This window comes from Nonomuraea antimicrobica (assembly GCF_039536965.1).
GTDB lineage: Bacteria > Actinomycetota > Actinomycetes > Streptosporangiales > Streptosporangiaceae > Nonomuraea > Nonomuraea antimicrobica.
This window is the reverse complement of sequence record NZ_BAAAZP010000051.1, coordinates 17928-38081: the sequence shown is the minus strand read 5'-3', so window position 1 is coordinate 38081 and position 20154 is coordinate 17928. Positions and strand designations below refer to the sequence as shown.

Annotated in this window: 19 protein-coding genes and 1 riboswitch; of the genes, 13 read left to right on the top strand and 6 right to left on the bottom strand. The window is 71.1% G+C overall.

Annotated features, from left to right (window positions below):
- The first annotated feature begins 7 nt into the window (after positions 1–7).
- The 6 genes from ABD844_RS14805 to ABD844_RS14780 all read left to right on the top strand — a co-directional run bounded on the left by ABD844_RS14805 (position 8) and on the right by ABD844_RS14780 (position 7600).
- Positions 8–1330 carry an NYN domain-containing protein gene (locus tag ABD844_RS14805; protein WP_344877145.1) on the top strand — a complete coding sequence of 441 codons (1323 nt, stop codon included), beginning with the start codon at positions 8–10 and terminating at the stop codon, positions 1328–1330.
- Positions 1331–1436: 106 nt separating this feature from the next.
- On the top strand, positions 1437–2390 hold the full coding sequence (locus ABD844_RS14800) for a C40 family peptidase (protein ID WP_344877143.1): 954 nt from the start codon (positions 1437–1439) through the stop codon (positions 2388–2390).
- Between the two features lie 591 nt (positions 2391–2981).
- Positions 2982–3147, top strand: a riboswitch (cyclic di-AMP (ydaO/yuaA leader).
- Positions 3148–3208: 61 nt separating this feature from the next.
- Positions 3209–3742 (top strand): C40 family peptidase, encoded by a 534-nt coding sequence (locus ABD844_RS14795; RefSeq protein ID WP_344877141.1) that lies wholly within the window; start codon positions 3209–3211, stop codon positions 3740–3742.
- A gap of 260 nt (positions 3743–4002) precedes the next feature.
- On the top strand, positions 4003–4839 hold the full coding sequence (locus tag ABD844_RS14790) for a gluzincin family metallopeptidase (RefSeq protein WP_344877139.1): 837 nt from the start codon (positions 4003–4005) through the stop codon (positions 4837–4839).
- 11 nt (positions 4840–4850) lie between these two features.
- Positions 4851–6479 (top strand): M48 family metallopeptidase, encoded by a 1629-nt coding sequence (locus ABD844_RS14785; RefSeq protein ID WP_344877137.1) that lies wholly within the window; start codon positions 4851–4853, stop codon positions 6477–6479.
- Positions 6480–6499: 20 nt separating this feature from the next.
- Positions 6500–7600, top strand: a complete 1101-nt coding sequence (locus ABD844_RS14780; protein WP_344877163.1) for a glycosyltransferase family 4 protein — start codon at positions 6500–6502, stop codon at positions 7598–7600.
- A 31-nt stretch (positions 7601–7631) separates the two neighbouring features.
- Here the strand turns inward: ABD844_RS14780 and ABD844_RS14775 are convergent, their stop codons facing one another.
- The 4 genes from ABD844_RS14775 to ABD844_RS14760 form a co-directional block, all read right to left on the bottom strand.
- Positions 7632–8546, bottom strand: a complete 915-nt coding sequence (locus tag ABD844_RS14775; RefSeq protein WP_344877135.1) for a carbohydrate ABC transporter permease — start codon at positions 8544–8546, stop codon at positions 7632–7634.
- Entirely contained in the window at positions 8543–9415 is an 873-nt protein-coding gene (locus tag ABD844_RS14770) for a carbohydrate ABC transporter permease (RefSeq protein WP_344877133.1), read from the bottom strand. Before ABD844_RS14770 ends, ABD844_RS14775 begins: the two co-directional genes overlap by 4 nt.
- A complete protein-coding gene (locus tag ABD844_RS14765) occupies positions 9415–10704 on the bottom strand; it encodes an ABC transporter substrate-binding protein (RefSeq protein ID WP_344877131.1) in 1290 nt (429 codons plus the stop codon). Before ABD844_RS14765 ends, ABD844_RS14770 begins: the two co-directional genes overlap by 1 nt.
- Positions 10705–10946: 242 nt before the next feature.
- Entirely contained in the window at positions 10947–12695 is a 1749-nt protein-coding gene (locus ABD844_RS14760) for an AMP-dependent synthetase/ligase (protein ID WP_344877129.1), read from the bottom strand.
- A 199-nt stretch (positions 12696–12894) separates the two neighbouring features.
- Here ABD844_RS14760 and ABD844_RS14755 point away from each other — a divergent pair, with 199 nt between their 5' ends.
- From ABD844_RS14755 to ABD844_RS14725, 7 genes are all read left to right on the top strand, one after another.
- Positions 12895–13662, top strand: coding sequence for a metallophosphoesterase family protein (locus tag ABD844_RS14755; protein ID WP_344877127.1), 768 nt, complete (start codon positions 12895–12897; stop codon positions 13660–13662).
- An 88-nt stretch (positions 13663–13750) separates the two neighbouring features.
- Positions 13751–14188, top strand: a complete 438-nt coding sequence (locus ABD844_RS14750; protein ID WP_344877125.1) for an SRPBCC family protein — start codon at positions 13751–13753, stop codon at positions 14186–14188.
- A gap of 1 nt (position 14189) precedes the next feature.
- On the top strand, positions 14190–15368 hold the full coding sequence (locus ABD844_RS14745; protein WP_344877123.1) for an ArsA family ATPase: 1179 nt from the start codon (positions 14190–14192) through the stop codon (positions 15366–15368).
- A complete protein-coding gene (locus tag ABD844_RS14740; protein WP_344877121.1) occupies positions 15365–15844 on the top strand; it encodes a DUF5304 family protein in 480 nt (159 codons plus the stop codon). The genes ABD844_RS14745 and ABD844_RS14740 overlap by 4 nt, the downstream gene beginning before the upstream one ends.
- Positions 15845–15857: 13 nt before the next feature.
- A complete protein-coding gene (locus ABD844_RS14735; protein ID WP_344877119.1) occupies positions 15858–16790 on the top strand; it encodes an ROK family glucokinase in 933 nt (310 codons plus the stop codon).
- 29 nt (positions 16791–16819) lie between these two features.
- Positions 16820–17515 (top strand): endonuclease/exonuclease/phosphatase family protein, encoded by a 696-nt coding sequence (locus tag ABD844_RS14730; protein WP_344877117.1) that lies wholly within the window; start codon positions 16820–16822, stop codon positions 17513–17515.
- A gap of 37 nt (positions 17516–17552) precedes the next feature.
- The gene (locus tag ABD844_RS14725) at positions 17553–18662 is read left to right on the top strand and encodes a hypothetical protein (RefSeq protein ID WP_344877115.1); all 1110 of its coding nucleotides are present in this window, start codon (positions 17553–17555) and stop codon (positions 18660–18662) included.
- Between the two features lie 87 nt (positions 18663–18749).
- Here the strand turns inward: ABD844_RS14725 and ABD844_RS14720 are convergent, their stop codons facing one another.
- The gene (locus ABD844_RS14720) at positions 18750–19226 is read right to left on the bottom strand and encodes a hypothetical protein (RefSeq protein ID WP_344877113.1); all 477 of its coding nucleotides are present in this window, start codon (positions 19224–19226) and stop codon (positions 18750–18752) included.
- Positions 19227–19272: 46 nt separating this feature from the next.
- Entirely contained in the window at positions 19273–20031 is a 759-nt protein-coding gene (locus ABD844_RS14715) for an alpha/beta hydrolase (RefSeq protein WP_344877111.1), read from the bottom strand.
- Between the last annotated feature and the right edge of the window lie 123 nt (positions 20032–20154).

The following is a 20154-nucleotide window of genomic DNA, read 5'->3' as shown; positions in this document are numbered from 1 at the left end:
AAGTGGGATGAGTTCAGCGGGTGAGGGCCTGGCTCGCCCGCTTCCCGAGCAGGTGCGGCTCAACGTCGTCGACCTGGCGTCTCAGGTTCTCGGCGCGGTGCCCGCTGCGTCCGTACCGCCGCCGCTGCGGGGCATCGCCAAGTTCGACCCCCGCAAACGGGCCAAACTGGGCGGGGCCCCCATCGCGGCGCAACTGGAGAACGACAAGAAGTTCCGCGAGCTGGTCGCCGAGTCCGTGGCGGCCGGCTGGCCCGAGCTGGTCGCCTCGCTGGCCGAGGGCAACGTCCCTCCGGCCGCCGACCCGGTGCTCGTGGCCGCGGCGGCCTACCTCACCAGGCCGCCGGGCTGGGCGGAGATGATCGAGGCGGCCCGTACCGATCTGGAGCAGACGGCCGTGGCGGCCGAGAGCTCCGAGCGCGAGGAGGCCGTGGCGCGGCTGCGCGAGCAGCTCACCGCGCAGAAGAGCGCGGCCAAGGAGGAGACCGACCGGCTGCGCGAGCAGATCAGGGCGGCCCGCGCGGAAAACTCCGATCTGCGCCGCAAGTTGCACGACGCCCGCGAGCGGGCCAAGTCGGCGGTGCGGCGGGCCGAGGAGATGGAGCACGCGGCGGAGGAGGCCAGGTCGGCCGCCACCGCCGCGGGCAGCGGCGCGGAGTCCGAGCTGCGGCGGTTGCGCGAGCGGCTGGCCGACGTGGAGAAGCAGCTCGAAGCCTCGCGCCGGGCCGCCCGCGAGGGCCGGAGCATCGAGGACGCGCGCATCCGCGTGCTGCTCGACGCGCTGCAGGACGCCTCGGCCGGGCTGCGCCGCGAGCTGGCCCTGCCCACCACGATCAGCCGGCCCGCCGACTCGGTCGCGGCGGTCACCGGCGAGCGCCCCGGCGTGCGCGGGGTGCCCGCGCGGGCCCTGGCCGACGACGACCCCCAGCTCCTCGACCAGCTCCTCGCGCTGCCGCAGGTGCATCTGATCATAGACGGTTACAACGTCACCAAGACCGGCTACGGCACGCTCACCCTCGCCGACCAGCGCACCCGGCTCATGAACGCGCTCGGCGGGCTGGTGGCGCAGACCCGGGTCGAGGTGACCGTGGTGTTCGACGGCGCAGAGCTGAACGCCCCCGTGCAGGTGGTGGCGCCGCGCGGGGTGCGGGTGCTGTTCAGCGCGCCGGGGGAGATCGCCGACGACGTCATCCGCCAGCTCGTACGCGCCGAGCCGCCAGGCCGGGCCATCGCCGTGGTGTCGTCCGACCGGGAGGTGGCCGAGTCGGTCAGGCGGATGGGTGCCAGACCCGTTCCGTCTGGCTTGCTGCTGCGTCGGCTGAGCCGCGCATAAGTTATGAATTGCCGGGTTTGGGCGATACCTCACTCGTCGCTTCTGTACTATTTCGCCCCAGGTGGAATCCCTGGGAGGCGACACTGTGAGGTTTGGCGGGGTACCGGTGGCCGCGGGTCTCGCGTTCGGACTGGTGCTGACCCCTCTCGGAGCGGCCGTCGCTGATCCCGAGCCCACGCTCGCCCAGGCCAAGGCCAAGCTCGACAAGCTCAACGACCAGGCCGACAAGGTCGTCGACCGGTACAACACCGCGAACGAGCGCTACAAGAAGGCCAAGACCACCTACACCAAGCTGAACGACGGCTACAAGCGCAAGCTGGCGACCGTCGAGGACCTGCGTGCGCAGGTGGTCGGCATGGCCGTCGACAGCTACCAGCTCGGCGAGGACGTCACCTCCTGGCCCGGCATCGTCGGCTCGGAAAACCCCGCGGGGACGCTGGCGGGGCTGGCGGTGGCCGGGCAGCTCGCGCAGGAACGGGCCCAGAAGCTGGCCGTGTTCGACCGGGAGAACCGCGGGCTCAAGGGCGAGCGGGACAAGGCCGAGGCGGCACTGAAGGACGCCGACAAGGAGCGGGACTCGGTCCAGAAGGAACGCTCCGAGGTGCAGAAGCTGATCACCCAGCAGAAGAAGCTGCTGAAGAAGCTGGGGGCGTACAACCCCGGCAACCCGGACAGCGTCGGCATCAAGTACACGGGGCCCGCCTCGGGGAACGGGGCCGCGGTGCTGCGGTTCGCGTACGCGCAGGTGGGCAAGCCGTACATCTACGGCGGCACAGGGCCCAGGGGGTACGACTGCTCCGGGCTGACGCAGGCGTCCTGGGCGGCGGCAGGCGTGACGTTGCCGCGTACGACGTGGCAGCAGTGGGCGTGGGGGGCGAACCGCAAGGTGGACCTCGACGACCTGCAGCCAGGGGATCTCATCTTCAGCGAGGGGCTGGGGCACGTCAGCATCTACGCCGGCAACGGGGACATCGTCCATGCGCCGCAGACGGGCGACGTCGTCAAGGTCGTCAAGCTTTCCGCGTACGGCCGCAACCTGGTCGGCGCCATCCGCCCCTGACCCGGGCGCAACCCTGATCGCACAGCCCTGACCGTACGGCGCTTGATCGTGCGGCGCTGATTTCCGGTTTCCCGCTCGGTCTGCGGTCACCGACCATGAGCCGACAGCGTTCTCATTACTATGGATCATAGTAGCTATGTTGATCAACTGGACAGAATGGGGCTGTGGCCCGGCCTTTCGAATATGGCTATGGATCGTAGGTTGTGGCGATATTTCGCGACATGTATCGCGATGGTGGCCCCATGGGTGAACCGTTCGCGGGTGCTCGCGGAACCGGAGTCGGTGTGACGGATGTGACGAAAGGGATGTTTGGGACCTGACAATCTTGGACGCGCCCAAGTGTGAGCAGGGTCACATTCCGGTAACAAAGCCTGGGGTCCCAGCAGGGGTTTCAGCTCTGACATCCCCCTCTGTCTGATCTTTACAGCCCGGCGTGCGCTTTGCCGATCCTTGAACCTTCGGCGTAGCTTCTGGCGTCGTCGCGGTGCACAAGCCATGTCCCCCGCGAACCGGCATCGGTTCCTCCCGATGTGAGACAGACAAAGATCCGCCGGTCGCCCCCGATATCCCCGAGGAGCAGCACCCTCATCGGGCGGCGACCTGCCGAATCCGTGCAGTCATGAGGCACGGAGCCGGGGACCCAGCGATCCCGTTCTTCCCGAGGGATCAGGGGTGAGTCGGCGCGCGAATCGCGCCGTAGGGCTACTTCCAGGCCCGAATCCGTCAGCTAACCCGGTAGGCGTTCGTGGAAGACGCGAGGAGAAATCCTGTCTAGCTCCCTGCAGAACCCCCGCCTGTCCCGCTTCGCCCTGAGCGGCGTGGCACTCACGATGACCGTGACGGCCGGAGGTCTGGTCCTCCATGCCCCCACGGCTCAGGCGACGACGACGAGCGACTCGGCCGGAACGGCGGCGCCGGCGGCGACCACCGCCGGCGCCTCGAAGACGGCCACGGCTGCCCGGCAACGGGCCGCCAAGGTCGCCCGGCAGCAGGCGAAGGCCCGCAAGGCCGTCGCCGCGGCCAAGGACCAGATCGGTGACCCGTATCGGTACGGGGGCACAGGGCCTGGTTCGTTTGACTGCTCCGGCCTCGTCCTGTTCGCCTGGAAGAAGGCCGGTGTCAAGCTCCCGCGCGTGGCGAGCAGCCAGTTCGCCCGCATCAGGAACAAGATCTCCTGGCGCAACCTCAAGCCAGGTGACCTGCTGTTCTTCAGCGGGCTCGGCCACGTGGGCATGTACGTCGGCAAGGGCAAGATGATCCATTCACCACGGACAGGTGAACGGGTACGCATCGACAAGCTGGACGGATGGCGTAAGTCGTCTTTCGTCGGCGCGGTCCGTCCCGGCATGTGAAGAAGCCCCGCCCGGATTCCCCCCGATCCGGGCGGGGCTCTCGCCTGTCCCCGCGGGCGGCCGCGAATCCGCCCAAGCGGCACGCGGGTGCGGCGGCTGCCAAGCGGCGGCCGCGAGTCCGCCCAAGCAGCACGCGGGTGCGGCGGGCGGCTGCCAAGCGGCAGTCGCGAATCCGCCCAGGCGCACGCAGCGGCTGCCAAGCGGTGGCCGTGGATCCGCGCAAGCGCGGGCACGAGTGCCGGGCGGCTACGATCGGCCCCGTGTCCGAGCAGGTGAGCCGACGAGCCGTGGTGGCCGTCCTCCTGCTCCTGGTCCCGGGCGCGGCGCCGCTCCCCGATCTCCCCGTCCTGCCCCCGGAGATACGCGATCTGTGGCCCGGCCGCACGGTCGTCAGCCGGGGCAGGCACTCCGTCGTGGCCCTGCACAAGCCCGCCGGGCACGAGCCCGCTGGGCACGACTCGGCCGGGCTCGCCGATCTGGCCCGCAGGGCGGACACGGCCGGGCTCCGCGTCTCCGCCGTCCTGGGCGGGCGGGTACGACCGCTCGTCGTAGTGCCGGAGTCCGCCCGCGAGGCCGCCGCGCTGGCCGGAGTGGACCGGCTCGACGGCCTGGCCGCCGTGGCCGACCGCGGGCGCGTGATCGTCGTCCCCGAACTCTTCGCCACCCTCAACCCCACCGGCAAGGACGTCGTCCTGACCCACGAGCTGACCCACGTCGTGGCCGGGACCGAGGGTCTGCCGGTCTGGCTCTACGAGGGGTTCGCGGACTACGTGGCTTATCGCGACGCCGGGTTGCCCGTCGCCACGGCGGCGGCCGAACTGGCGGTCGAGGCGCGGGCCGGGCGCCTGCCGAGCGCTTTGCCCGGACCTGCGGCTTTCGCGGCGGACGGGTCCGACCCGGTCCGGCTCGCGCGTGCGTACCAGGAGGCTTGGCTGGCGTGTCGCTTCCTCGCTGACCGGTTCGGTGAGGGGACCCTGGTGAGGCTCTACCGTGCGGCCCAGCGGGCGGGCGTCGATCGGGCGCTCGCCTCACTGGGCCTCTCCGTCGCCACGCTGACGGCGCGGTGGCGCGAGTACGTGCGGGATCAGCTCGTGTGAAGGGGAGGCAGATGAGCGAACGGCGAGACGAGGAAGACGCGCCGCACGACGCCGGTGGGCCGGAAGCGGCGACGCCGGTGACGGGCGCACGAGAGGCGGAGACGCCCGCGGCCGGGACGCGCGAACGCGACGTGCCGGACGGAGAGATGGCCGCCGTAGGGGTGAGCGCCGCACACTCCGACGGCGACGCGCACTCAGGCGCGGACGCATCTTCAGGAGCGGGTCCGCACTCAGACGCGGACCCACATGCGGGAGCGGGGGCGCATTCGGGGTCGGACGCGGACCCGGGAGGCGAGCGGCATACGTGGGGCGAGTCCCGCTCGGGGCCGGAGCCCGGCGGCGACGCGGCGGCCTCCGGCGGCGCCGGCGGGACGGGGGAGGCGGCCGTGGCGGCGTCCGGGAACGGCGCGCTGAGACGGCAGGCCGGGATCGCGCTGGCGCTGCTCGCCCTCGTGATCGTGGCCGTGGCCGCGTTCAGCACCCCCTGGCACGTGCTGACCGGCGGCCCGCCCGATCCGGCGCGCGACTTCAGCGCCGCCCAGATCGCCAGGTCGCAGGCGTTCGACGCGGCCACGAGCCTGCCGAGCTACCTCTCGCTGGCGCTCACGCTCATCTTCGCGGCGGTCCTGGTGGCCACCCCGTTCGGCGCCAAGGTGCTGGGCCGGCTCAAAGGCCCCTGGTGGGTGCGGACGATCCTCGGCGTCGTGGTGCTCACGGCGATCGTGGAGCTGTTCAGGTGGCCGCTCGGCATCTGGTTCGAGACGATCCTGCGCGACTACGGCCTGTCCACCCAGGACTGGGGGAGCTGGACCGGCGACCGGCTGAAGAGCCTGGGCGTGGAGACGTTCCTGCTGTGCGTGATGCTGCTGGCCCTGGTGGCACTGGCCCGCAGGTTCAGGCGGTGGTGGATCCCCGCGGGGGTGGGCGCGTTCGCGCTGGCGGTGCTGGCGTCGTTCGTGTATCCGGTGGTGTTCGAGCCGCTGTTCAACGACTTCACCCCGATGGCGCAGGGCCCGCTGCGGACGAACCTGCTCCAGATGGCCGAGCGCGACCGCGTGCCGGTCGAGGACGTCCTGGTCGCCGACGCCTCACGCAGGACGACGGCGCTCAACGCGTACGTGTCGGGCTTCGGCGCCACCCGCCGCATCGTCGTCTACGACACGCTGCTCCAGGCCCCGCAGCCGGAGGTGGAGCTGGTCGTGGCGCACGAACTGGCCCACGCCAAGTACAACGACGTGCTCTACGGCACGCTCATCGGCGGTCTGGGCGCCGGTCTGGGGGCGATCGTCCTGTACCTGGTGTTCGATCCGCTGCGGCGGCGCGTCGGCGTCGTGTCGATCGGCGATCCGCGCGCGGTGGGCGTGGTCATGGGCCTCATGACCATCGGCTCGCTGATCATGGGACCGCCCCAGAACGTGATCAGCCGCCACATCGAGGCCAGGGCCGACCTGCACGCGCTCGATCTCACGGGGGACCCGGCGACGTTCATCGCCATGCAGAAACGCCTGGCGGTCACAAATATTTCGGATCTGTCCCCGGATGCGGTGGAATATGTGCTCTATGCCTCCCATCCTCCAGGTCCCGAGCGCATCGCCATGGCCCGCGCATGGGCCAAGCTGAACGGCGTCCCCGTACCGTGACCGATCCCGTGACCGCCCCCGTGGGCGGCGTGCTCTTCGTGACCAACGACTTCCCGCCCAGGCCGGGCGGGATCCAGTCGTTCGTGCACGGGCTCGCGCTGCGCACGCCGGGCGTCACGGTCTACGCCCCCGCCTGGCCGGGCAGCGCGGAGTTCGACCGGCGGCAGCCGTACCGGATCGTGCGGCATCCCCGCAGGCTCATGCTGCCCACACCGGCCGTCGCGCGTACGGCGGCCGGGCTGGTGGCCGGGCACGGCGTGCACACGGTCGTGTTCGGCGCCGCCGCGCCGCTCGGGCTGCTGGCCCCCCGCCTGCGCCGGGCGGGGGCGCGGCGGGTGGTGATGCTCACCCACGGCCACGAGGCGTCGTGGGCGAGCGCGCCGGGCTTCCGCTCGGTGCTGCGCAGGATCGGCGCGCACGCGGACGTGGTGACGTACCTGGGGGAGTACACGCGCCAGCGGCTGGCCGCCGTCATCCCGGCGGCCAAGCTCGTACGGCTCGCGCCCGGCGTGGACGTCGAGCAGTTCCACCCCGGCGCGGCCAAGGCCGAGCTGGGCCTGCCGGGGCGGCCGGTGGTCGTGTGCGTGTCGCGCCTGGTGCCGCGCAAGGGCCAGGACCAGCTCATCAGGGCCTGGCCCCAGGTGCTGCGCTCGGTGCCGGACGCGGTGCTGCTGCTGGTGGGCGGAGGGCCGTACCGGAAGGCGCTGGAGCGGCTGGCGGCCGGGCACGAGTCGGTCAGGTTCACCGGGACGGTGCCGGCGTCCGGGCTGCCCGGCTACTACGCGGCGGCGGACGTGTTCGCCATGCCGTGCCGTACCCGGTTGAAGGGGGTGGACGTGGAGGGGCTCGGGATCGTGTTCCTGGAGGCGTCCGCCAGCGGGCTGCCGGTGGTGGCGGGCGCGTCCGGCGGCGCTCCCGACGCGGTGCGGCCCGGCGAGACCGGCCTCGTCGTGGACGGGACGGACGCGGGGGAGGTGGCGCAGGCCGTCGTCGAGCTGCTCACCGACCCCGACAAGGCGCGCAAGATGGGCGCGCGGGGCCGCGACTGGGTGACCGGCGAATGGGCGTGGGACCAGGTGGCCGCCCGCTTCGGCGGCCTTCTCCATCCGCCGGACCACTAGCCGGGACCGGCGGATGGAGAAGGCCGCCGGGTCACCCCTTGGTCGAGCCGAGCGTGAGCCCGGCCACGAACTGCTTGTGCAGGAGCTGGAAGACGATCAGCGTCGGCAGCGCCACCAGCACCGACCCGGCCGCCAGCAGGTTGTGGTCGGTGAAGAACTGGCCGCGCAGGTTGTTCAGCGCCGAGGTGACGGGCAGCTTGTCGCCCGACGACATCAGCACCAGCGCCCACAGGAAGTCGTTGTACATCCAGGTGAACTGCAGCGTCGACAGCGCCGCCAGCACCGGACGGCACAGCGGCAGCGTCAGGCGCCAGTACCGCTTCCACACCCCCGCCCCGTCCACCAGCGCCGCCTCGGTGATCTCCTCGGGGATCGTGCGCATGAAGTTCGCCATCACGAAGACGCAGAAGCCGAACTGGAACGCCACGTGGATGAGGATCAGCCCCAGGTAGGAGTCGTAGAGCGACTGCGAGTCCGACAGCCAGGCGGGCAGCGGGACGAGCGTGTAGAGGGTGTAGAGCGGGGTGATGAGGACCTGCGGCGGCAGCAGGTTGCCCGCCGTGAACACGATCAGCAGCGCCTTGCGGCCGGGGATGCGCAGCCGGGCGATCGCGAAGGCCGTGAACGAGGCCAGGAAGAGCGTCACCGCCACCCCGGGGATCACCACGATCAACGTGTTGAGGTAGTAGCGGGGCAACTCGGCCTGGGTCCACGCCTGGCCGTAGTAGTCGAGCGTGAGGTGCTCGGGCAGCGAGAAGTAGCCCAGGCGGGCGGTCTCCCCGTACGGCCGCAGCGAGGCGTACACGGCGAGGACGAGCGGCAGCAACCACCCCAGCCCCACCAGCACGAGGAAGACGTGCAGCAGGACCCGCAGCGGACGGACCGGCCGGCGCGCGGGCGCGCGTGCCGCCTCCTGGGCCGGGGGAGCGGGGGCGGTCAGCGTCATCGCTCCTCCTTGAACAACTGCGACAGGTACGTGACGATGAACCCCAGCGAGATCGCCAGCAGGATCACCGCGATCGCCGAGCCGAACCCGATCCGGCTGGCCTCGCCCACGATGTTCTCGGTGACCAGCACCGACAGCAGCTCCAGCCCGTTCCTGCCCTTGTTGACGGCGTAGACGACGTCGAACGCCCGCAGCGCCTCGATCACCGTGATGACCAGCACGATCACGTTGACCGGCCGCAGCGTCGGGAACACCACCCGGAAGAACGCCTGCCGCTCGCTAGCCCCGTCGATGGCCGCGGCCTCCTTCAGCGCCGGGTCGACCGCCTTCAGCCCGGCCAGGTAAATGATCATGACGTAGCCCACGTGCCGCCAGGCCGCCGCGACCATGATCACCCAGATGTTGATCGAACGGTCTCCGAGCCAGTCCACGTTCAGCCCGGTCACCGCGTTCAGCACGCCGTAGTCGGAGGAGTAGACGAGCTGCGCGATGAAGCCCACCACGGCCAGCGACAGCACGACCGGCATGTACAGGGCGCTCTGGTAGACCCGCGACAGCCGCAGCCGCCGGTCCAGCAGCACCGCGCAGAACAGCCCGAACGGCGTGGCGACCAGCCCCAGGAAGGCCAGCCACAACACGTTGTTGCGGACCGCCGACCAGAAGGGCGGATACTCGGCCGCCAGGTCGTGGTAGTTCTGGCCGCCCACCCACTCGATGGGCCCGATGCCGTTCCAGTCGGTGCCCGACAGCCCGATGGAGGCCAGCGTGGGCCCCCAGATCAGGCCCACGTTGACGATGACGGCCACCCCCAGCCCGATGACCAGCACGGTCAGATCCCGGGCGGAGTAGCGACGGGTCTTGACGGCCATCAGCGGAAGATGTTCGCCTTCTGCTGCTCGATGCTCGCCAGCAGCGGGTCTATCTCGTCGGGTTTGCCGACGAACGTCTGCAGCGACGGGATCATCACGGTCGAGGCGAAGTCGGGCCGCGTGTCTCGGTCGAGGAACTGCGCGATGTGCGTGGCCTTCGACACCAGCTCCGCGCCGCGCTTCTGCAGGGAGCTGTAGCCGGAGGTGTCGGCCTTGGAGCTGGCGGCCAGCGTGCCGGGGTCGAGGCCGGTGGCGACGTTCTGGGCGGACGCCTGGGCGAAGTGCTTGAGCAGGGCCTTGGCGCCGGCCACGTTCCTGGCCTTGGCGGAGATCATGTAGCCGTCGATGGGGGCGTCGATCGAGTCGGTCCCGTACGCGGGGTTGATCTCGGGGAAGGTGAAGAAGTCGAGGTCGTCGCGGTCGGCCTCGGGGATCTGCTGGGCGACGAACATCCCGAGCAGGTACATCCCGGTCTTCTTCTGCGCGAGCGACTGGGCGGCCTCCTGCCACGTACGCCCCAGCGCGGCCGGCTGGTGGAACTCCATCAGCCCACGCCAGGTGTCGAACACCTGCCTGACCCGGGGGTCCGTCCACGACTCCTTGCCGCCCATGAGGGAGACGTGGAAGTCGTAGCCGTTCGTGCGCAGGTTGAGGATGTCGAACGTGCCCATCGCCGGCCAGCCGTCCTTGTCGGCGAACGCGATCGGGATCAGCCCGTCGGCCTTCATCCTCCTGGCCAGCGCGGTGAACTCGTCCAGCGTGGCTGGGGGCTCGTACCCCTTGTCCCGCCACAGGCTCTTGCGGTAGAAGACCGCCCACGGGTAGTAGGTGAACGGCACGAAGTACTGCTTGCCGTCGACGCCGGTCGACTGGTCCTTGAACGCCTGCGTGTAGTCGCCGCCGATCTCCCGCCACACGTCCGAGATGTCGACGGCGAGCCCCTGCTCGGCGAAGAACTGCATCCGGTAACCGGCGAACCAGGTGAACACGTCGTCAGGCGTGCCCCTGAGATAGCGGTTGATGTTCTCCTGGAACGTGTTGTGGTCGACCGTGTTGATCCGGGTCGCGGCCTGCGTGAAGCTCTTGACCACGGTGTCGAGGGACTTCTTCGGGATCTCGTCGGAGGCGTTCGAGCCGATCGTGACCGTGCCCAGGGCGCCGGGGCCCGTGCCGGACGGCCCCGGGGCGGGGGTGCCGCCGGAGCCGCACCCGACGAGGGCGGCGGGGACGCCGAACGCGGCGGCTCCGAGCAGGAGATTTCGGCGGGAGATCGGCGGCTGTCGGTCCATGGTGGGTTCCTCCTTGCCGGATCCTGCACATTCCCCCGAGTTCGCTCATCTTCCTTCATCGAAAAGCCAACATTTCGGACTGTCAACGCCCGGTTTCCTGACGACGGCGGAAAAGCCGCAGCGTCGCCTCCGTTCACGGCGCGGAACGGGACGTGTCCAAACCTGTTGGGATGTGGTGTGTTGCGAGGCGTGTGCGCGGCCGGTCGCGCTCTACTATCGAGACTAGTAGAGCGCGGGCGCTGCTAGTGGCCTTCGTACAGCTCGTCGATCTCCTTGGCGAAGTCGCGCATGATGAGGCTCCGCTTGACCTTGAGCGTGGGCGTGAGGTGCCCGCTCTCCTCCGTGATGTCCCCGCCGAGTATCGTGAACTTCTTGATCTGCTCGGGATGCGACACCGTCAGGTTCGCCCGGTCCACCGCCGCCTGGATCTGCGCCCGTACCGCGGGGTCGTCGCGCAGCCCGTCGATCGTCGACCCGGCGGGCACCGCCTCCGGGTCGAGCGTGATCAGCGCCGCGACGAACGGCTTCCCGTCGCCCACGACCATCGCCTGCGAGATCAGCGGGTGGGCGCGCAGCGCGTCTTCGAGCGGACCGGGCGCGACGTTCTTGCCCGCCGCCGTGACCAGGATCTCCTTCTTGCGTCCCGTGATCGACAGGTAGCCGTCGGCGTCGAGCTTGCCGACGTCGCCCGTGTGGAACCAGCCGTCGGGGTCGATCACCTCGTCGGTGGCCTCGTCGTTGTTCCAGTAGCCGGGGAAGATGTTGCGGCCCTTGGCCAGGATCTCCCCGTCGTCGCCGATGCGCAGCGTGACCCCCGGCAGCGGCTTGCCCACGGTGCCGATCTTGTTGGCGCCCGGCATGTTGACCGAGAGCGGGGCCGAGGTCTCGGTCAGACCGTAGCCCTCGAAGACCTCGATGCCCACGCCGCGGAAGAAGTGGCCGAGCCGGTCGCCCAGCGCCGAGCCGCCGGACACCGCCGCCGAGAGCCGGCCGCCGGTGGCCGCGCGCAGCTTGGCGTAGACCAGCCTGTCGAACACCGCGCGCCGCAGCCGCAGCCCGAGCGGCGCGCCGCCCGAGCTCTCGGCCTTGCTCCAGGCCACCGCCACGTCGACCGCGCGGGCGAAGATCTTGCCCTTGCCGCCCGCGATGGCCTTCTGCTCGGCGGCGTTGTAGACCTTCTCGAACACGCGTGGCACGCCCAGCAGGAACGTCGGCTTGAAGTCCTGCAGGTCGGGGGCGACGTTCTTCATGTTCGGGGTGTGCGCGATGACCGCGCCCGCCTCGAACAGCACCACCTGGATCATCCGCGCGAAGCTGTGCGCCAGCGGCAGGAACAGCAGCGCGGCCGGCTCCTTGCCCGCGAACAGCGGCTCCAGCGGGCCGCGCAGCACGTTGAGCGCGGTGAACAGCAGGTTGTCGTGGGTGAGGCGGCAGCCCTTCGGGCGGCCCGTGGTGCCGGAGGTGTAGACGATCGTGGCCAGGTCGGCGGAGCCGACGCGCTTCCTGCGCTCGTCGAGGTCGGAGTCGGTGACGTCGCCGCTCTCCGGCGTGGCGTCCACCCGCCAGACCGGCGCCAGCTCGGGCGCCGCCTCCCTGAGGGCCTCCTCGTGCCCGTCCAGCTCGACGAAGGCCGCCTTGGCCTCGCTGTCGCGCAGGATCCACCTGATCTGCTCGACCGAGGAGGTCTCGTAGATCGGCACGGTCACCCCGCCGACGGCCCAGATGGCGTAGTCGACCAGCGTCCACTCGTAGCGGGTGCGCGACATGAGGGCGACCCGGTCGCCGTGCCCGACGCCCGCCGCGATCAGCCCCTTGGCCACCGCGGCCACCTGGTCGCGGAACTCTGCCGCGGTCACGATCGGCCAGCCGGAGCCGACCTTGCGGCGCATCACGATCGCCCCGGGCTGCTGCTCGGCCCGCCGGAAGACGGTGTCGGCCAGACCGGCCGAGGCGGGGACGTCGACCAGGACGGGGACGCTGTACTCGCGCACGAACTCAACTCCTCTGCGGAGACCTCAACTCCCCTGCGGGGACCGCCTGGACGCTACCGTCTTGGGTTACCGGCCGGTAGCCCCGTCATTGAGGCGTTATGAAGGGCATTCAACACGCTAGCAGCCGAGTGCCCGCCCTGCCGCGCACCACGAGCCGCGCACAAGTGCGCTCAGGGAACGGTGCGCCTAGGATCTGACCATGAGGGTCCATGTCGTCAGCGACGTCCACGGCCGGGCCGACGCGCTGGCCAGGGCCGGTGACGGGGCCGACGCGCTGATCTGCCTGGGCGACCTGATCCTGTTCGTCGACTACGACGACCACTCGCAGGGCATCTTCGCCGACCTGTTCGGCGCGGAGCGGGCCGACGAGTTCATCGCCCTGCGCACGGCCAAGCGCTTCGACGAGGCCAGGGCCATGTCCGCACGGCTGTGGGCCACGCTCGACGGCGACCCGCGCGAGCACATCGAGCGCAACGTACGCGCCCAGTACGCGACCCTCTTCGCCGCCATGCCCACCCCTGCCTACCTCACCTACGGCAACGTGGACCTGCCGCGCCTGTGGGGCGACTACGTCCGGCCCGGCCACCACGTGCTCGACGGCGAGGTGGCGGAGATCGGTGGCCTGCGGTTCGGGTTCGTGGGCGGCGGGCTCAAGACCCCCTACCGCACGCCCCACGAGCTCGGCGACGAGGAGTACGCCGCCAAGGTCGAGGCCGTCGGCGAGGTCGACGTGTTGTGCTGCCACATCCCGCCCGCCCTGCCCGAGCTGCTCTACGACGTGGTGGCCAGGCGGTTCGAGCGCGGCAGCGAGGCCACGCTGGCGGCCATCAGGCGCACCCAGCCGCGCTACGCCCTGTTCGGCCACGTGCACAACCCGCTGCACCCGCGGGTGCGCGTGGGCCGTACCGAGTGCGTGAACGTGGGCCACTTCCGCGGCAGGGGCGTGCCGTACGTGCTGGAGTGGTGAGTCGGCCCAGCCCGCGGGCATGATCGGCCCATGATCGGCCCGTGTGCACGTCCGCCGCGATCGGCGGTTTGTGCACTAACGTGGTCGCATGGCTGATCGCACCACTTCGAGCACCACCGTCGGCGCCGGTCGCACCGACGTGATGGCGGTCATCGCGGACTTCCCCTCCTACCCGGAATGGGCCGGGCAGGTCAAGCACGCCGAGGTCCTCACCACCGGCCCCGACGGCAGGCCGCAGAACGTTCGCTTCGTGCTGGACGCCGGCCCGATCAGCGACACCTACACCCTCGGCTACACGTGGCAGGGCGACGAAGGCGTGAGCTGGCAGGCGGTCGAGCCCGGGAAGATGATCTCCGACCTCCGGGGGAGTTACCGGCTGGCCGACGCGGGCAGTGGCACCGACGTGACGTACGAGCTGGCGGTCGATCTCAGCGTGCCCATGATCGGCCTGATCAGGCGCAAGGCCGAGAAGGTGATCGTGGACACCGCGCTCAAGGGCCTCAAGAAGCGCGTCGAAGGCCGCTGAGTTGAGCCCGCGGGTCCTGCTCTTCACCGGAAAGGGCGGCGTCGGCAAGACCACGGCCGCCGCCGCGACCGCCACCCTGGCCGCCCGCCGTGGCCTCAAGACGCTCATCGTCTCCGCCGACACCGCCCACTCGCTGGCCGACGCGCTCGCGGCCGGGCCCGGCGAGATCGCCCCCGGCCTGCACCTGCACCAGGTCGACACGCAGAAGTCGCTCGAGCGCCACTGGGGCGAGCTGCAAGACTACGCCAAGGGCGTGCTGGCCGAGCTGGGCCTCGACCAGATCACCTCCGAGGAGATCACGGTCCTGCCGGGCGCCGAAGAGGTCATCGCCCTGCTGGAGCTGCGCGAGCACGCCCGCGAGGGCCGCTGGGACGTGATCGTCGTCGACTGCGCGCCCACCGCCGAGACGCTGCGGCTGCTGGCGCTGCCCGAGGCGCTCGACTGGCACGTCAACCGGCTCATGCCGGTCGGCCGCAAGGTCATACGGCTGGTCGCGCCGTTCGTACGGGGCGTCGCCCACGTCAGCGCCCCCGGCGAAGCCGTCATGAACGCGGCGGAACGCCTCCACCGCGGCCTCATGGAGGTGCGCGAGCTGCTCACCGGCGACCACGCCTCCGTACGGCTCGTGCTCACCCCCGAGTCGGTGGTGCTCGCCGAGGCCAGACGCACCCTGACCTCGCTCCACCTGTACGGCTACCGCGTCGACGCCGTCATCGCCAACCGGGTCTTCCCCGAGGGCGGCGCCGACGAGTGGCGGGCCCAGTGGGTGGCGGCGCAGGGGCGGCTGCTGGCCGAGGCGGAGCAGTCGTTCGCGCCGCTGCCCGTGCACGTCGTCCCCTACCTGCCCGCCGAGCCGGTCGGCGAGCGCGTGCTGTCCGAGGTGGGCGCCGCGATGTACGCCGAATCCGACCCGTTCGCCCCCCACTCCGTCGAGCCGCCGCTGCGGATGAGCGCCGACGAGCTGACGCTCAGCCTGCCCGGCGCCGACCGCGACGACGTCGACCTGGCCCGCAAGGGCGACGAGCTGATCGTCACCGCCGGGCCCTACCGCAGGATTTTGGCGCTGCCCGCGGCGCTGGCGAGAAGGAAGATCAGCGGAGCCGCGCTCCGCGACGGCGTGCTCCGCGTCACATGGTCCGCCGAGGGAGCGAATCCGCGACCAGATGAGTTGAATGGATGAGCGACCACGAGCAGGAAGGGCCAGAAATGAGCGAGCACGACAGAGACGCCGGCAGAGATCCCGGGAGAGATCCCATCGGCACGGTGGCCGACGAGGCGCGCAAGTTGTTCGAGTCGATCCAGGGGCGGGCCACCCGCCAGGTCGGCAAGACCGTGTTCAACTCCTTCACCGGCGGCGGCGCCCGCAAGGAGCGGGACGTGTGGGAGGAGGCCGTGTCCGAGCCCCACGACGAGTACATCTGCCGCGCCTGCCCGGTCTGCCGGGCGATCGCGGCGCAGCGCGAGTCGGGCGGCGACGTCACCGGTCACCTGATGGCGGCGGGCGGAGAGCTGTTCGCCGCCTTCCGCGGCGCGCTCGACGCGCTGAGCAAGCCCGCCCCCCGCAGGCCAGGTGAGGGCGGCGGCCGCGACAACGACCGCCGTGACGACCGGAGTGACGACCGGCGTCACGACGTGGAACACATAGATCTCGGATAGGGAGACGCGGGGCATGCTCACGATCGGTGTCGACATCGGCGGGACGAAGGTGGCCGCCGGTGTGGTCGACGACCAGGGAGAGATCGTCGAACACACGCTCAGGCCCACCGCCGCCGACCGCCCCGACGTGGTGGCGGAGACGGTGGTCGACGTCGTTCGCGAGCTGTCCGAGGGCCGGGAGATCGAGGCCGTGGGCGTGGGCGCGGCCGGGTTCGTGGACGAGACCCGGTCCGTGGTGCGCTTCGCCCCCAACCTCGCCTGGCGCGACGAGCCGTTGCAGAAGAAGATCAGCGACCTGGTCGGCCTGCCGGTCGTGATCGAGAACGACGCCAACGCCATGGCCTGGGGCGAGACCCGGTTCGGCGCGGGCAGGGGCCAGTCCCACGTCGTCTGCGTGACGCTCGGCACCGGCATCGGCGGCGGGCTGGTCATCGACGGCGCGCTCTACCGGGGCCGCTGGGGTATGGGCGCCGAGCTGGGCCACATGCAGGTCCTGCCCGGCGGACGGCTGTGCGGGTGCGGCAACGTCGGCTGCTGGGAGCAGTACGCCAGCGGTCAGGCCCTGGTCAAGGACGCCAGGGAGATCGCCGAGGCCGAGCCGGAGCGGGCCCGTACCCTGCTCGGGCTGGCCGGCGGCAAGATCGAGGGCGAGGAGGTCACCGAGGCCGCCCGGCTGGGCGACGACGCCTCACTGGCCGCATTCCGCAGCCTGGCCGACTGGCTCGGGCAGGGCATGGCCGACCTGGCCGCCCTCCTCGACCCCGGCTGCTTCATCGTCGGCGGCGGCGTCTCCCGCGCCGCCGACCTGTTCATCGACCGGGCCAGGCAGGTCTTCGCCGAGCGGATCACCGGCCACGGGCACCGCCCGCTGGCCGAGATCAGGCTCGCGGAGCTGGGCGCCTCGGCCGGGGTCGTGGGCGCCGCCGACCTGGCCAGGCTGCGCTAGCGCCGCGCGCACGTACGGCCGGGGCACACGTGACGATCAGGGTCGCCACCTACAACCTGCACGGGCTGCGCGACGACCGTGCCGCACTCGCCAGGGTCGTCGCCGCGCTGGACGCCGACGTGCTGTGCGTGCAGGAGGCGCCCAGGTTCGTCCGCTGGCGGGCCCGGCGCGCGGCCCTGGCCGCCCCGGCCGGGCTCGCGGTGGCGACCCCCGGCCGGGTGGGGGGTGTGGCCGTGCTCGTCGGGCGGCGCGTACGCGTGCTGCACGCCGAGAGCCACGCCCTGCGGACCTTCCTCGGGCTGGAGCGGCGCGGGCTGGCCGTGGCCGTCGTCCAGGTCAAGGGGGCGCTGCTGGCGGTCGGCTCGCTCCACCTCGACCTGCACGACCCGGCCAGGCTGCACCACGCCGCCGAGGCGGTGGCGCTGATGGAGGCCGCGGCGGGTCGCCACGGGGCGCAGATCGTGCTCGCCGGCGACGTCAACGAGCAGGCGCACCAACCGGCCTGGCGCTACCTGTCCGGACGGCTGGCCGACTGCTACGCCGTGGCGCCGAAGGGCGACGGCCTGACCTTCCCCGCAGCGGGCCCGTCCGTACGCATCGACGGGGTCTTCGCCGCGCGCGGGACGCGTGTCGTGTCGTGCGGGGTCGTGGACGCCGCCATGCCCGATCTCGCCGGAGCCAGCGACCATCTGCCGGTCGTCGCCGAGTTGCGAGTTGGGCACTAGCGGGCAAGATCGGCGCACGAGCCCGTAGCATTTCCTCATGACCCGTCGCTCTCAGCGGCGTGCGCTCTCTCTGATCTTGGCGACGTTCGTGGCCTTGACGCAGGCCACGCCCACCGCGCATGCCGAGCCCCGCCCCGCCGCCGAGGCGTGGCAGCAGTCGACCAGCGTGCGCCTCCAGGCCGACGGCTCGCTGTCCGACGTGCTCGCGATCACGCCGAACGACGTGTGGGCGGTGGGTCAGCAGGAGATCTGGGACGTCTGGAAGAACCGCGGCACCATCCGCCACTGGAACGGCAGCAAGTGGGCCGAGGTCGGCGTGCGCGAAGGCACGGCCGCGGGCAACCTGCGCGGGCTGGCCGCCGCCTCGCCCTCCGACGTCTGGGCGGTCGGCGACGGGCACGACGGGCTGCCCTACCTCGTGCACGGCGACACGGCCGGGTTCGACCGGGTCAGGCCGCAGGGCATGCGGGCCGGAGACTGGCTGGGCGGCATCGACGCCAAGCCGGGCCGGGTCGTGGCCGTCGGCAGCCGCGAGAAGAACGGGCTCATCCTCACCGGCCAGGGCAACACCTGGACCGTGCAGGAGACCAAGGAGGAGGGCGCGCTCTACGCGGTGTCCGGCGGGTTCGCCGTCGGCGACACCGGCACCGAACCGCTGATCGTGCACTACTCCGGCGGGTCGTGGAAGTCGATGCCGCTGCCGTCCATCCCCGGCGGCTACCTGCGCGACGTGCAGGTCGACAGCTCCAAGCGGGCGGTGGCCGTGGGCGGCGTCTACCGCGGGCCCGGCGAGACCTCGCCGCTGGCGCTGGTCTGGAACGGCAAGCGCTGGCGTGAGCTGCCGCTGCCCGGCTCGTCCGAGGCCAGGGTCTACGGGGTGACCGGCGACGGCAAGGGGCGCTACTGGATGACCGGCTACGACCCCGCGCGGGCCGCCGAGCCGTTCATGGCGCGCTGCGAGAAGAACCGGTGCGAGATCATCAGGGGCGGCGCCAAGCCGGGCAGGAGCAGCGTACGGCTGCAGGCCGTGACGTATCTGGCCGGCAAGGGCACGGTGTGGGCGGTCGGGCACGCGGTCGACGCCGCCGACCGCTACACCGACGTGGTGGAGTCGTTCGCGCCCAAGACCACCACGGAGAAGTCGTAGCCGTCGGCGCCGACGGCTGCCGCCCGGCTCGCGGGAGCCCGACGGGCCCGGGGAAGAGAGCCCCGGCCCGCGGACGGATGCCGGGTGTCAGAGGACGGCGCCGTCGTCCCAGCCCGAGTCGTTGGGCGGCCCGTCGCCCATGCGCACCACCAGCGCCACGAACCCCCCGATGAACGCCGCCACCGCCGTGAACAGCGCCCACCCCTCCATCTGCCAGCTCGCCATCGCCGCCACCAGCAGGTAGGCGGGGCCGCCGAAGAGCGCCACCCACGCCAGCTTGGTCGGCAGGTCGAGCTTGGGCAGCGGCGGCGGGGCAGGGGGCACGAAGTGGCCCTCGTCCTCGTCGTCGCCCTCGTCTCCCGGATCGTCGTCAGCGTCGGAGTCGTCGTCGTCGGCGGCGGCGGCGAGATCCTCCTCCGGGGGCTTGACCACCCGGCGGGTCGGCTCGACTGGGAGATTTTCGCTGTCAGGCCATGGCTGGTCGGCCGAGTCGCGCTCGGCTGTGTCGTTGAAGGACGCGACGATCTGCCGCCAGACCTCGTCCTCGTCACTCTGGGGCGTCACCTAGATGGGCCTCTCCGCAGCGATCGCGACTTCCCCCTGGGTGCGATCAGTCCCTCTGCAAGGGTACCGAGGCATGTGTCCGGATGAAGTCGAGGCTCCCGGCAAAGATCCTGTCGGCATCGTTGTCCAGCGTCGCAACATGGTAGCTATCGGTAAGCTCCTCGATCGTGGCCTGCGGGACCTTCGCACGGAGGATGGCGACACTCGTCGGTTTCACCACATGGTCCTGCGTGCTGTGGAAGACCAGCAGCGGTTGTGTCACCTTCGCCAGGTCGGCCTGCACCAGCGACCACAACCCCGGCAGCGAGGCCGCGGCCTTCACCGGGGTGCGGGTGTAGGCGAGCTCGATCACGCCGGGCTTCTTGACGTCGCCCGCGACCCCCGGCACCGAGGGCACGAACCACTTGAGCAGCGGGGCCAGCCTCAGCAGCGGCACGTCGTTCGCGATCGACGGGTTGACCACCATCACGCCCCTGATCGCGCTCCCGTGCACCTCGGCCAGCCGCAGCGCCAGGCAGCCGCCCAGCGACAGCCCCGCCACGAACACCTCCGCGCACCGGCCCTGGAGGTCGGCGAACGCCTTCTCCACCTCGGCGTACCAGTCCTCCCAGCGCGTCCGGTTCATCTCCTGCCACCTGGTGCCGTGTCCGGGCTGACGGGGCAGCGAAACGCTGATCCCGTGCCCGGCCAGATACTCACCCCACGGCCGCAGCGACTGCGGCGTGCCGGTGAACCCGTGACACAGCAGCACGCCGATCTGGCCTGCTTCGTGGTGATAGGGCTCCGCGCCTGGCATGAGCGGCATAACAGCTCCTCCGTGCCGTTTCATTCCGGGAATTTCCTCCGGAACGGCCTGATCGTCGCACGTTCCGGGGTATTTGTGCGAGAGCTGATGTAGGAGCATGGCTGTTGAGATGGAAAGATGGGC